Annotated in this window: 8 protein-coding genes and 1 pseudogene; 7 read left to right on the top strand and 2 right to left on the bottom strand. The window is 65.3% G+C overall.

Going from position 1 to position 14,107, the window contains the following annotated elements; genetic code table 11:
- Positions 1-357, top strand: a pseudogene (locus ASF90_RS23105) (xylose isomerase); the annotation flags it as partial.
- 331 nt (positions 358-688) lie between these two features.
- Here ASF90_RS23105 and ASF90_RS20820 read toward each other — a convergent pair.
- Positions 689-1,756, bottom strand: a complete 1,068-nt coding sequence (locus ASF90_RS20820; protein WP_055854741.1) for a LacI family DNA-binding transcriptional regulator — start codon at positions 1,754-1,756, stop codon at positions 689-691.
- Positions 1,757-1,932: 176 nt separating this feature from the next.
- Here ASF90_RS20820 and ASF90_RS20815 point away from each other — a divergent pair, with 176 nt between their 5' ends.
- The 6 genes from ASF90_RS20815 to ASF90_RS20790 all read left to right on the top strand — a co-directional run bounded on the left by ASF90_RS20815 (position 1,933) and on the right by ASF90_RS20790 (position 13,311).
- The gene (locus ASF90_RS20815; protein WP_193552649.1) at positions 1,933-4,119 is read left to right on the top strand and encodes an alpha-glucuronidase family glycosyl hydrolase; all 2,187 of its coding nucleotides are present in this window, start codon (positions 1,933-1,935) and stop codon (positions 4,117-4,119) included.
- Positions 4,116-6,080: a sialate O-acetylesterase gene (locus ASF90_RS20810; RefSeq protein WP_055854734.1), complete on the top strand. Its 1,965-nt coding sequence runs from the start codon at positions 4,116-4,118 to the stop codon at positions 6,078-6,080. Before ASF90_RS20815 ends, ASF90_RS20810 begins: the two co-directional genes overlap by 4 nt.
- An 11-nt stretch (positions 6,081-6,091) precedes the next feature.
- A complete protein-coding gene (manD, locus tag ASF90_RS20805) occupies positions 6,092-7,351 on the top strand; it encodes a D-mannonate dehydratase ManD (protein ID WP_055854770.1) in 1,260 nt (419 codons plus the stop codon).
- Positions 7,351-9,057 (top strand): glycoside hydrolase family 43 protein, encoded by a 1,707-nt coding sequence (locus ASF90_RS20800; protein ID WP_055854731.1) that lies wholly within the window; start codon positions 7,351-7,353, stop codon positions 9,055-9,057. Before manD ends, ASF90_RS20800 begins: the two co-directional genes overlap by 1 nt.
- 2 nt (positions 9,058-9,059) lie before the next feature.
- The gene (locus ASF90_RS20795) at positions 9,060-11,747 is read left to right on the top strand and encodes a glycoside hydrolase family 3 protein (protein WP_055854727.1); all 2,688 of its coding nucleotides are present in this window, start codon (positions 9,060-9,062) and stop codon (positions 11,745-11,747) included.
- A gap of 91 nt (positions 11,748-11,838) precedes the next feature.
- The gene (locus ASF90_RS20790; protein WP_055854725.1) at positions 11,839-13,311 is read left to right on the top strand and encodes a mannitol dehydrogenase family protein; all 1,473 of its coding nucleotides are present in this window, start codon (positions 11,839-11,841) and stop codon (positions 13,309-13,311) included.
- Between the two features lie 213 nt (positions 13,312-13,524).
- On the opposite strand, the gene ASF90_RS20785 is transcribed toward ASF90_RS20790, so the two are convergent.
- Positions 13,525-13,911 (bottom strand): VOC family protein, encoded by a 387-nt coding sequence (locus ASF90_RS20785; RefSeq protein ID WP_055854767.1) that lies wholly within the window; start codon positions 13,909-13,911, stop codon positions 13,525-13,527.
- Between the last annotated feature and the right edge of the window lie 196 nt (positions 13,912-14,107).

Here is a 14,107-nt window from a genome sequence, read left to right as displayed (position 1 = left end):
TACGACACCGTCGGCGCGATGCTGGTAGTGCTGCGGCAGGGCGGGCTGGCACCGGGCGGCTTGAACTTCGATGCCAAGGTGCGTCGCGAATCGTCCGACCCGCAGGACCTGTTCATGGCCCATATCGGCGGCATGGACGCGTTTGCGCGCGGTCTGGAAGTGGCCAATGCGCTGCTGACCTCCTCGCCGCTGGAAACCTGGCGTGCCGAGCGTTACGCCAGCTTCGACAGCGGCGCCGGTGCGGCGTTCGCCAATGGATCCAGCACGCTGGTGGACGTGGCCAAGCATGCGGCCGGCAATGTGCCGACCCAGATCAGCGGCCGCCAGGAAGCCTACGAAAACCTGATCAATCAGTACNTCCAGCACGCTGGTGGACGTGGCCAAGCATGCGGCCGGCAATGTGCCGACCCAGATCAGCGGCCGCCAGGAAGCCTACGAAAACCTGATCAATCAGTACCTGACGCGTTGATGTTTGCCATCGCACGCGCGTCGTATGACGCCGCGCGTGTACGGCAACTGCGTGCATTGCCACTACGCGATGCACGTGACCGCGCGACGTATCGACATGGCTGACAACGTGGTGCTCTAGTCAGGGGATCACTGCACCGACAACCGCACAACACACGTGAGACATGCACACCCCAGCTAGCGCCCACCTTGCAGCGACACCGTGGTGCGCTAGCCGCTTTTACTCGGCCGGGCCGATTGCGATCGGTGCGGCCACCGAATCCCGCTTGACCAGCAGGTGCGCGACCACATGATCGACCATCTTCGACGTGCGTTCCTTGGCGCGAATCGTCTTCAACAAGATGTCCAGCGCGGCATCGGCCATGGCGGCGATGGGCTGCTGCACGGTGGTGAGTTCGGGCCAGACGGCAGTGGCGGCGGAGGTGTCGTCGAAGCCAACGACCGACAGATCGCGTGGCACGTCCAGCCCACGCCGATGCGCCACCGAGATGGCCGCAGCGGCCATGTCGTCGTTGCTGGCGAAGATCGCGCTGGGACGGCGCTTGCGGGCCAGCAGTTTTTCGGCCGCCAGCAGACCCGAGCGGTAGGTGTAGTCGCCCGGTTGCACCAGATGCTTGTCCAGACGCAGCCCGGCTTGCGCAAGCGCGGCCTGAAATCCTTCGAAACGCCGCGTGCTGGCCGACAGATTGGGGTGTCCGGCGATATAGCCGATGCGGGTATGCCCCTGCTCGATCAGATGCTCGGTGATCTCCTTGGCCGCAGCAAATTCATCGATGCGCACACAGGCCACGTCGGGACTGAAATGATTGGACGCGATCACTACCACCGGCACCTTGGCGCGCACCAGTTCCAGCACCGCAGCACGGGATTCGCACAACGGCGGCGGCAGGATCACCCCGGCCACACCCTTGGCGAGTTTGCGCGCGGCCTTGCGTTCGGCATCGGCGTCCAGATCGTCCCAGCAGTCGATCACCAGCTGGATCGAAGTGCGCGAGGCGACTCGCAGCACGCCCAGCAGCAACTCGCGCAGATACGCGCCGCTGGGGTCGCTGTAGATCAGCGCAATGCGCGTGCTCTGCGCAGCGGCCAGCGCACTTGCGGCGAGGTTGGGTGTGTAGCCGAGTTTGTCGACCGCACGCATCACGCGCTCGCGGGTGGCATCGCGCACGCTGCCGTTATTGTTGACCACACGCGAAACGGTCATCGGCGACACCTTTGCCAGCGCCGCTACCTCGTCGATGGTGGTCGCGCGGCTGGTGCGGCGGACCGATTTCCTGACCTTCTCCAAGCGTGGCCTCTTCAAGTGCGAACGAACGTTGGCGGATGCATGCGTGTTGCTGCCGGTGCACGTGCAGCGGGTGCGGGCATGAGGATGCACGTCATGGTACCGGGAAGCAGACAGAGCGGGGTGATGCGCGCAACCGCTGTTGCCGCATCCGAGCGTACGGCATGAGCGCTTGGCCGATGGGACGCACTCGCGCAAGCGTGCGTGCGTTGGCGCTGATGTGTCTGGTGCTGTTGGGCGCTGTGCTGCTACCGGCGGCACCGGTACAGGCCGAAGATGGCTACGAATTATGGTTGCGCTACCAGAGCGTGCGCGACGCCGCGCAGTTGCAGGCAAGCGCACGGACCTTGGTGGTTGCCGGCGATTCGCCCACCCTGCATGCGGCGCGCGATGAGCTGGCGCGCGGCGTGCAGGGCTTGCTCGGCCACGCGCTGCAGAGCGCTACCACGGTGACGGCCGATGGCGCACTCTTGCTAGGCGCCGCCAACGCACCGCAAATCGCCGCATTACAGCTGAAAACCGGCGATCTGGGCCGTGAGGGGTATCTGATCCAGACGGTGCGCGTGGATGGACATCGCGCCACCGCCATCGTGGGCGGCAGCGATGTCGGCGCGTTGTATGGCGCCTTTCATTTCCTGCGCCTGCTGCAGACCGGCCAACCGATCACCGCGCTGAACGTGCGCGAATCGCCGCGCTTGCAGCTGCGCATGCTCAACCATTGGGACAACCTGGATGGCGTGGTGGAGCGCGGCTATGCCGGTGCATCGTTGTGGAACTGGCAGACCCTGCCCGGCTACCTGGACCCGCGTTACACCGACTATGCGCGCGCCAACGCATCGCTGGGCATCAACGGAACCGTGCTCAACAACGTCAATGCCAAAGCCTGGAGCCTGACTCCGCAGTATCTGGACAAGGCCGCGGCGCTGGCCACGGTGTTTCGTCCCTACGGCATCCGCGTGTTTCTCAGCGCGCGCTTCAGTGCGCCGATCGAGATTGGCGGCCTGCACACCGCCGACCCGCTGGACCCGCAGGTGCAGCAGTGGTGGCGGACCAAGGCCGACGAGATCTACGCGCGCATTCCGGATTTTGGCGGGTTCCTGGTCAAGGCCAACTCCGAAGGCCAGCCCGGACCGCAGGATTACGGGCGCTCCCATGCCGATGGCGCAAACCTGTTGGCCGACGCGCTGGCGCCGCACGGCGGCGTGGTGATGTGGCGCGCGTTCGTCTATTCGCACGAGCAGCCGGACGACCGCGCCAAGCAGGCGTATAGCGAGTTCGTCCCGCTCGACGGCGCCTTCCGCGACAACGTGATCGTGCAGGTCAAAAATGGCGCGATCGACTTTCAACCGCGCGAGCCGTTTCATCCGTTGTTCGGCGCGATGCACAAGACACCGCTGATGCCGGAGTTTCAGATCACCAAGGAGTATCTGGGCTTTTCCACCCATCTGGCGTATCTGGGCACGCTGTTTGCCGAGACCCTGCAGGCCGATACCTATGCGCGCGGCAAGGGCTCGACGGTGGCAAAAACGGTGGACGGCACGCTATTCAACGCTGGCAAGCGTCCGCGCCTCACCGGCATTGCCGGCGTGGCCAATATCGGGGCGGATCGCAACTGGAGCGGCTCGCTTTTCGATCAGGCCAACTGGTACGCCTACGGGCGGTTGGCCTGGGATCCGGCGTTGTCGCCAGAGGCCATCGCGCAGGACTGGGTGCGCATGACCCTGTCCAACGACCCTGCGGTGGTAACACCGGTGGTCGGCATGATGCTGCGCTCGCGCGAGGCGGTGGTGGATTACATGACCCCGCTCGGGCTGCACCACCTGATGGGGCGCGGCCATCACTACGGGCCGGCGCCGTGGGATGCGGGCAGCGAGCGGCCGGATTGGGACCCGGTGTATTACCACCGCGCCGATCGCAACGGCATTGGCTTCGATCGCAGCGCCAGCGGCAGCAATGCGGTGGCGCAATACGCCGCGCCGGTGGCGCGTGTGTTCGGCGATATGCAGCGCGTGCCCGAGCAGTCCCTGCTGTGGTTCCACCATGTGCCGTGGGACCGGCGCATGGCCTCCGGGCGGCCGCTATGGGATGAGCTGGTGTGGCATTACGACCATGGCGTGGACGAAGTGCGTGCGATGCGTGCGACCTGGCAAGGCCTGGCAGGCAAGATCGATGCGCCGCGCTACCAGCAGGTGGGCGATTTTTTAGCCATCCAGCAGGACGAAGCACAGTGGTGGCGCGATGCCAGCATTGCCTATTTTCAGAGCGTCTCAGGGCGCGCATTGCCGGCCGGCGTGGTGCCGCCTGCGCATCCGCTGGCGTACTACCAGGCATTGAAATTTCCCTACGCACCAGGAAATCCGAAATGAGCACGCGCGTGATGACGACCCTGGCGGTGCTGCTGTCTGCGGCGATGCTATCCAACGCTGCGCAAGCTGCCGATGCACCGTTGCTGCATGCGCTCTTTCAAGATCATGTGGTGTTGCAGCGCGATGCACCGATCAAGGTCTGGGGCGATGCGGCGCCCGGCGCACGCGTCACCGTGCAGCTGGATGCGCAGCAGGTGCAGGCACGCGCCGACCGTGATGGCCATTGGCAGGCGCGCCTGCCTGCACACCCGGCCGGTGGTCCGTACCGTTTACAGGCGAGCACGCCCAACGGCACGACGCAGCAGGTGAGCGATGTAGTGATTGGCGATGTGTGGCTGTGTTCGGGCCAATCCAACATGGAATTGCAGGTACATCGCTCGCTGGATGCGCGCAGCGAAATTGCCGATGCCGATCACCCCAGCATCCGCATGTTCAAGGTGCCGGCGCAATCCAGCCCCACGCCACAGACACACTTCGGTGGCGAGGCGGCGTGGCAGCTCACCACGCCGGAAACGGTGAAGGACTTTTCTGCGGCGTGTTACTACTTCGCACGCGAATTGCAGAAGACCGTCGCGGTGCCGATGGGCTTGATCAACGCCTCGTGGGGCGGCTCGCAGATGCAGGCCTGGATCGGCGACAAGGCATTGCGTGCGGCAGGCGACGATGGTCCGGCGCTGGACGTGCTGGCGCGTTACGCCACCAACCCGACCGATGCCGCGCCGCGCTGGGGCACGTTGTGGGAAACCTGGTGGCGTGCGCATGGCGACGGCACACCATGGCAACCGGATGCGCCGGGCGCGTGGCAACCCGCTCCTGCGGCGCTGGGCGCATGGGACGACTGGGGCGTGCCGCAGCTGGTCGGTTTCAACGGCATGGTCTGGTACCGCACCACCATTGAGCTGACCGCAGCGCAGGCCGCGCAGGAAGCAACCCTGTTGCTGGGGCCGGTGGACGAGCTGGACCAGACCTGGGTCAATGGACGCGGCGTAGGCAGTAGTTACGGTGCCGATCAGCCGCGACGCTACACGCTGCCGCGTGGCCACCTGCATGCCGGGCGCAACAGCATCGTGCTCAACGTGCTCAACACCTATCGCCGTGGTGGATTGCTGGGCGATGCGTCATCGCGTGCACTGCAGTTTGGCGATGGCAGCACGTTGCCGCTGGATGCGCCCTGGCAGTACCAGATCGTGTCGCCGCAACTGGGCACACCGCCACGCGCGCCGTGGTCGTCGGCGGCCGGGCTGACCACCTTGTACAACGGCATGATCGCCCCGCTTGGCCAGCTCGGGCTGCGTGGCGTGCTGTGGTATCAGGGCGAATCCAATGCCGGCGACGCGGTGCATTACCCGGCGCTGCTGCAGGCGTGGCAGCGCGACTGGCGTGCACGCTTCGGCGCGCAGCTGCCGCTGCTGGTTGTGCAGCTGGCCAATTACGGCGCGCCGCCCACGCAACCTGCGGAGAGCGGCTGGGCGCAGTTGCGCGAGGCGCAGCGCCGCTTCGTTGCAGACGATGCGCATGCCGGCCTGGCAGTGGCCATCGACATCGGCGACCGCTACGACATCCATCCGGCCAACAAGCAGGAACTTGGGCGGCGCCTGGCGCGTGCAGCGCGGCATGTGGTGTATGGCGAGACGATTGCGCCGTCCGGCCCGGTGTCGCGCAGCGCACGTCGCGATGGCGACAGTATCCGCATCGCTTTCGACGACGTGGATGCGGCGTTGCTGAGTTATGGCAACGACGCGCCGATCGGCTTTGAAGTCTGCGCCGCGGCAGCCAACAGTTGCCGCTACACCAGCGCCACGCTGCAGGGCCGCGAAGTCAGCCTGCGCATTCCTTCCGGCATCACCGCAACGCGCGTGCGCTACTGCTGGGCCGACAGCCCAGTGTGCACGCTGTACGACCGCAGCGGCCTGCCCGCCGGTCCGTTCGAACTCCCCATCACTACCGCCTCTTCCCCATGAGCGAGACCACGATGTCACAGACCCCCGTCTCCCCTGCTCCGCTGCAAGGCTCAGCCCGCGATCGCGAGATCGTCGAGGCGCGCGTCATCGTCACCTGCCCGGGCCGCAATTTCGTCACCTTGAAGATCCGTACCCGCTCGGGCATCACCGGGCTGGGCGATGCCACGCTCAATGGCCGCGAGCTGGCGGTGGCGGCATATTTGCAGGAACACCTGGTGCCGAACCTGATCGGCCGCGACGCCGGCCGCATCGAAGACATCTGGCAGTTCTTCTATCGCGGTGCGTATTGGCGCCGTGGCCCGGTGACGATGAGCGCGATTGCCGCGGTGGACGTGGCGCTGTGGGACATCCTGGGCAAGATGGCCGGCATGCCGCTGTACCAGCTGCTTGGCGGGCGCTCGCGCGAAGGTGCGCTGGTCTACGGCCACGCCAACGGCCGCGATATCGCCGAAACCAGCGACGAAGTGGGACGCTTCCGCGAGATGGGCTTTATCGCCATCCGCGCCCAGTGCGGCGTGCCCGGCATCAAGAAGACCTATGGCATTTCCAGCGGCGGCAAGCCCTACGAGCCGGCCGAGAGCGAACTGCCCACCGAAACCGTGTGGTCCACGCCGCGCTATCTCGGTGTGGTGCCGAAACTGTTCGAACAACTGCGCAACGACCACGGCGATGAAATCGAATTGCTGCACGATGCGCATCACCGGCTCACACCGATCGAAGCCGCGCGCCTGGGCCGCGATCTGGAGCCGTACCGGCTGTTCTGGCTGGAAGATGCCACGCCTGCGGAAAACCAGCGCGCTTTCGAGATCATTCGCCAGCACACGGTGACGCCGCTGGCGGTGGGAGAAGTGTTCAATTCGATCTGGGACTGCAAGCACCTGATCGAGCAGCAACTGATCGACTACATCCGCACCACGATTGTCCACGCTGGCGGCATCACCCATGTGCGGCGGCTGGCGGATTTTGCCGCCCTGCATCAGGTGCGCACCGGCTTCCACGGCGCCACCGATCTGTCGCCGGTGTGCATGGGCGCGGCGCTGCACTTCGACACCTGGGTGCCCAACTTCGGCATCCAGGAGTACATGTTCCATTCCGACGAAGCCAATGCGGTGTTCCCGCACGACTACGTGTTCCGCGACGGGCGCCTGCATTGCGGCGAAACCCCAGGGCATGGCGTGGACATCGACGAAGAACTCGCTGCCAAGTATCCCTATGTGCCCAAGCAATTGCCGATTGCACGCCTGGAAGACGGCGCGATGTGGGACTGGTGATGCGCCTGTTGCCGGCAGCGCTTACTTTGCTGATGGCAGCGCTTGCGCCTGGTGTGGCGCAGGCGCAGGCCAGCGCCGCTATCACTGCCGATGTCGCCTTCGATTGGTTCGATTATCGCGGCGACGATGCGGTGTTCGCCGCGCCGCTGGCAGCTGGTCAGTACCGCAACCCGATCCTGGCCGGCTTCTATCCGGATCCCAGCATCAGCCGCGTGGGCGAGCGCTATTACCTGATCAATTCCACGTTTGCGTATTTTCCGGCGATCCCGGTGTTCGAGAGCCGCGATCTGGTGCACTGGACGCAGATCGGCAATGTGGTCGAGCGTGCCGACCAGCTCGACTACGACGGTCTGGGCGTCTCGCGCGGCATGTTCGCCGCCAGCATTCGGCATCACGACGGGCGCTTCTACGTGGTGGGCACGTCGGTGGACAGCGGCGGCAATTTCATCGCCAGCGCCGAGCGTGCATCCGGCCCCTGGTCGGCGCTCACATGGCTGCCGAGCATCGAAGGGATCGACCCGTCGTTGTTCTTCGACACCGACGGCAGCGCGTACTTGCTCAACAACGGCCCACCGGAAGGCACACCGTTGTACGAAGGCCACCGCGCGATCTGGATGCAGCGCTTCGACATCGCCACCAATCAGCCCACCGGCCCGCGCAAGGTGCTGCTCAACGGCGGCGTTGACCTGGCCAGCAAGCCGATCTGGATCGAAGGCCCGCACCTGTATCAACGCGACGGCTGGTACTACCTGTCGTGCGCCGAAGGCGGCACCGGGCTGCAACATTCGCAGGTGGTGCTGCGCAGCCGCAACGTGTGGGGGCCGTATGCGCCCTCGCCGCACAACCCCATCCTCACCCAGCGCGACCTGCCCGCCGAGCGTGCGCATCCGGTCAGCAACGCCGGTCATGCCGATTTTGTCGAAGCACCCGACGGGCAATGGTGGGCGGTGTTTCTGGCCAGCCGGCCGTACTCCGGCGAGCGCTACAACACCGGGCGCGAAACGTTCTTGTTGCCAGTGCAGTGGCGCGATGGCTGGCCGTCGATCCTGCCCGCCCGCACACCGATTCCCTCCATCGCCAACGCACCTGCGGGGGCAAAGTCGCCTGTCGACCAGGCGCCGCTGTCGGGCAACTTCACCTGGCACGACGACTTCACTGCCGCCACCTTGCAACGCGAATGGCTCAGCTTGCGCGTACCCAAACGCGCGGTGGCCGATACGCAGGCACGCGCCGGTTGGTTGACCCTGCATGCGACTGCGCAGGGCCTCGAGGGCAGCGGCACGCCTGCGTTTGTGGCGCGTCGCCAGCAACACGCCCGCTTTCATGCCAGCACCGCGCTGGCGGTGCCCACGCAGGCCGGCGTGCAGGCCGGGCTGGCCGCGTTCCAGAACGCCAACGCGTGGTATGCGCTGGGCGTGCGCCGCGACGGCGCTGCACTGGAGGTGTTTGTCGACAAGCGCGACGGCGCCACCACCACCACGCTGGCGCGCACCCGCATCCCGGCCACCACCACGCAGCTGCGTCTGCAGATCAGTGGCGATGGTGGCGCGTACAGCTTCGACTACGACGCCACCGGCGCCGGCTGGCAATCGCTGCGCCGCAACGACGACGCCGGCATGCTCAGCACCGCACAGGCCGGCGGCTTCGTCGGCAGCATGATCGGGCCCTTCGCCCGTTTGCAACCGGACCGCACCAAGGAGGACTGACCATGCTTTCGCACTCTGCCCGTTCCACCACCGCCCCGCGCCGCGCCCTGGCCGCCGGCCTGCTGCTGGTGATTGCCGTCGCAAGCACCACCACCCAGGCGGCCACACCGCCGCCGTATCTGGACACCCAACTGCCGTTCGAGACACGCGCCGCCGACCTGGTGTCGCGCATGACGCTGGACGAAAAAGCCGCGCAGATGCAGAACGCCGCGCCGGCCATCCCGCGCCTGCAGGTGCCCGCCTACGATTGGTGGAACGAAGCGCTGCACGGCGTGGCGCGCGCCGGTGGCGCCACGGTGTTTCCGCAGGCGATCGGGCTGGCAGCCACCTTCGACACCCCGCTGATGGCCGAGGTCGCCACCGCCATCAGCGACGAAGCGCGCGCCAAACATCACGCCTTTCTGGCGGGCGGCGAGCACAAGCGCTACCAAGGGCTCACGTTCTGGTCGCCCAACATCAACATCTTCCGCGACCCACGCTGGGGCCGCGGCCAGGAAACTTACGGCGAAGACCCGTTTCTCACCGCGCGCATGGGCGTGACCTTCGTGCAAGGCCTGCAGGCGCAGCAGGGCGCATATCGCAAGCTCGATGCCACCGCCAAGCACTACGCGGTGCACAGCGGCCCGGAAGCCGACCGCCACCACTTCGATGTGCATCCCAGCGAACGCGATCTGTATGAAACATACCTGCCCGCATTTCAGGCCTTGGTGCAGGAAGGCCATGTGGCCGCGGTGATGGGCGCCTACAACCGCGTCAACGGCGAGTCCGCCTCGGCCAGCACGCGGCTGGAAGGCATCCTGCGCAACGACTGGGGCTTCGATGGCTATATCGTCAGCGACTGCGCGGCGATTCGCGACATCTGGCAGAACCACAAGATCGTGCCCACGCCAGAGGCTGCTGCCGCATTGGGCGTCAAACACGGCACCGACCTGGATTGCGGCGACACCTATGCGGCATTGCCCAAGGCAGTGCGCGCCGGGTTGATAGACGAAGCCACCATCGATACCTCGCTCAAGCGCTTGATGATCACGCGCATGCGCTTGGGGATGTTCGACCCACCGGCCAAGGTGCCCTGGGCGCAGATTCCCGCATCGGCCAATCAATCGCCGCAGCACGATGCACTGGCACGCCGCACCGCGCGCGAATCGCTGGTACTGATGAAAAACAATGGCCTGCTGCCGCTCAAATCCACGCTCAAACGCATCGCCGTGGTCGGCCCCACCGCCGATGACCCGATGTCGCTGCTGGGCAATTACTACGGCACGCCTGCCGCGCCGGTCACCATCCTGCAGGGTATTCGCGATGCGGCGCCACAGGCGCAGGTGGTGTATGCGCGCGGCAGCGATCTGGTGGAAGGACGCGAAGACCCCAATGCCGCCGCGCCGATCGACGCGCGCTATCTGCGTCCAGCCGCGGATGCCAAACAGAACGGATTGACCGGTGAATACTTCAAGGGACGTAGCTTGGCCGGGCAACCGGTGCTCACCCGCATCGACCCGCGTATTGCGTTCCGCTGGGACCGCAATGCGCCGACCGATGATGCGCTGGGCCGTGGCGAACTGCAGCCCGGGCAGGCCTTGGAGAAAGACGATTTCAGCGTGCGTTGGCACGGCCAGCTGTTGCCGCCGGTCACCGGCGATTACGAACTGCAGATCGCCGCCGATGACGGCGTGCGGCTATCGCTGGATGGCAAGTTGCTGATCGACCAGTGGAGCGATGCACCGCGCATGCGCAGCGGCAACGCCAGCGTACACCTGGAAGCCGGCAAGGCCTACGACCTGCGCGTGGAGTATTACGAAGCCACCCGCGATGCCGGGGTGCGTCTGGCCTGGCGCATGCCCGGCGCCAAGCCACCATTGCAGGAAGCCGTGGACGCCGCGCGTAACGCCGAGGTGGTGGTCTTCGTCGGCGGGCTCACTGGCGATGTCGAAGGCGAAGAGATGGACGTCAACTACCCCGGCTTTGCCGGTGGCGACCGCACCGACACGCGTCTGCCCAAACCGCAGCGTGACTTACTGCAGGCATTGCAGGCCACCGGCACGCCGGTAGTGATGGTGCTGACCACCGGCTCGGCACTGGCCATCGATTGGGCGCAGCAACACATTCCCGCAATTCTGCTGGCCTGGTATCCCGGCCAACGCGGCGGCAGCGCGGTGGGCGATGTGTTGTTTGGTCAAGCCAATCCCGGCGGTCGCCTGCCGATCACGTTCTACAAGGAAAACGAGCGCTTGCCGGCCTTCGATGATTACGCCATGCGCGGCCGCACCTATCGCTATTTCAACGGCACACCGCTGTACCCGTTCGGCCATGGCCTGTCGTACACGCAATTTGCGTATTCGAACCTGCGCCTGGATCGCAACACCGTCGCCGCCGATGGCACGCTACGCGCCAGCATGACCCTGAAAAACACCGGTCAACGTGCGGGCGACGAAGTGGTGCAGCTCTACCTGCACCCACTCGCACCGCAACGCGAACGTGCCGGCAAGGAGCTGCGTGGCTTCCAGCGCATCACCCTGCAACCGGGCGAACACCGCGAGGTGAGCTTCACCATCACCCCACAGACCGACCTGCGTCTCTACGACGAGCAGCGCAAGTCGTACGCCGTGGATCCGGGCACGTATGAAGTGCAGATTGGTACCTCCAGCAGCGACATCCGCGCCAAAAAAGTTTTCACCATCGACAAAAAGTAAAGCATTCGCCCCTCTCCCACCGGGAGAGGGGTTGGGGTGAGGGTACGGCCCCACGCACCCTCACCAGGCAACACTTTTCGCAGAAGCCCATATGCCAACGTCACGCTTGTCACGCAGTACACTCGCCGCCCTGCCACCCACCGTGATCACGCCCGGCTACGACACTGCAGCCACCACCATCGGTATCGTGCATCTGGGCGCCGGCGCTTTTTTTCGCGCGCATCAAGCGGTCTACATCGATGACCTGCTTGCCAACGACCCAAGTTGGGCCATCAGCGCCGTCTCGTTGCACAGCCCGCAGGTGCGCGATTCCCTGCGTCCGCAGGATGGTCTCTACACACTCGCCCTGCTCGACGAGACGCCGCAGCTGCGCGTCATTGGCTCCATTCGCGAAGTGTTGTGCGCTGCGGACGAACACGCCGCCGTGCTCGCACGCCTCGCCGACCCAGCGGTGCGCCTGGTCACGCTCACCATCACCGAAAAAGGCTACTGCCTGGCCGGCGATACGTTGGATCTGAGCCACCCCGATATCGTGCACGACATCGCGAGCCCTGCCACACCCCGCAGCGCCATCGGCTATCTGGTGGCCGGCCTGCAACAGCGCATGCAGCGCGGCATCGCACCGTTCACCGCACTGAGTTGCGACAACCTGGCCGACAACGGCAGCCTGCTGCGTCGCGCGGTGGTGACGCTTGCAGGCCGGCACGATCCCGCGCTTGCGGTGTGGATCGACCAGCACGTCAGCTTTCCGCGCTCGATGGTCGACAGCATCACCCCTGCCACCGACGATGCGGTGCGCCAGCAGGTACAAACACAACTCGGTCAGTCCGACGCATGGCCTATCCAGCGCGAGCGTTACACCCAGTGGGTTGTCGAAGATCGCTTCTGCAATGGTCGTCCTGCGCTGGAGCGCGTCGGTGTCGTACTGAGCGACGACATCGCCGGTTACGCGCGCGCCAAGCTGCGCCTGCTCAATGCACCTCACTCCGCACTGGCCTACCTGGGCAGTCTGCTGGGGCGCGACACCGTGGCCGACGCCATGCGTCAGCCGCCATTGGCAGCTTTTGTCGAAACACTGATGCGCGAGGACATCGCCCCCACCCTGCCGCTCATGGCGGGCTTCGATGCGCAGCGCTACAGCGATGCCATCCTTGCGCGGTTCCGCAATCCCGCCATTCGCCATCTATTGGCACAGATCGCCTGGGACGGCTCGCAAAAACTTCCCGTGCGGCTGCTCTCCACGATCGGCGACGCGCTCGCTGCAGGCCAACAGATCGACCGCCTCTGCCTGCCGCTGGCCGCGTGGCTGCAGTTCGTTCGTAGGCAGGCGCACACCGGTATCGCGCTGATCGATCCCTTGAGCGAGGTGCTCAGCGCGCTGGGACGCGACGCAACCGGCGATGCCGGCCACGATATCGCCTTGTTCCTTAAGCTGGATGCCGTGTTCGCACCGTTGTCTGCAGATGTGCGGTTTTCTTCAGCGCTGACCACCGCGTATGCCGCGCTGGGTACCGCGACACCGCACGACGTGGAGAAAGCGCTTGTCGCGATGCGTGTTGTCTAGCGGATGCGCAGGGCGCCAGTTCGGCCAGCGATAAGTCGGCCGTGGATTTGAAAGCGCTGCTTTGAAAGCGCTGCGATGCGCAATGCGCCACGGCCTGACGCGATGGCAGATCAGCGGGCATGCAATCTAACGCGGCACCAGCGTCAGCATTGCCGTCGAGCGCTGTCGACGGGAGTCGAATCCGCTGCTCCAGCGTCGTCAGCCCCTGCCCGGTTACCCGGCTGCAATGACCTGACCAATCCGCAGCAGATTGCCGCTCTCATCCACAATCGCAAACTCGCGCATCCCCCAAGGCTTGTCGCCCACCGGGTCGATCCGCGGAATGCCGCGCTGCGGAAGTGCCGCCGACTGCATCGCCGCGTAGATCTCATCCACGTCGCCCACCCGCAGATAGCACCCCGCATAACAAGCGGCCGGGTCGAGATCCGGATGCGCAAAGAAATGCAGTTCCACAGCGCCACGCCGCATAATCGCGTATCCCGCATCATGCGGATGCGCATCGCCCTCAAACCCGAGCCGCCGATAGAACGTCAGCGTTTGCGCAATCGAGCAGCTGGGCAGGATTGGGATGGTTTGGTCATGCTCTGAAAGCTGGATCATGATTTGCTCTTTCATGACGCAATTGGACACCAGCAAAGACTACACCGCCAGCAACTGACATAACGACAGGGCTGCTGACAATGTCAGGCATCTCAGGAGCACAGCTACTCAATAGAGAAGGGTCGAGCGATCACTCTTTGTGAGAGCGGTAAAGAACTAAGCGACCTCATCTATTAAAAGTTGGCGACTTCCCATG

The sequence above is a fragment of the Xanthomonas sp. Leaf148 genome (genome assembly GCF_001423585.1).
Taxonomy (GTDB): domain Bacteria; phylum Pseudomonadota; class Gammaproteobacteria; order Xanthomonadales; family Xanthomonadaceae; genus Xanthomonas.
The sequence above is the reverse complement of the archived record's forward strand: the minus strand, read 5'-3'. Positions and strand labels throughout refer to the sequence as shown.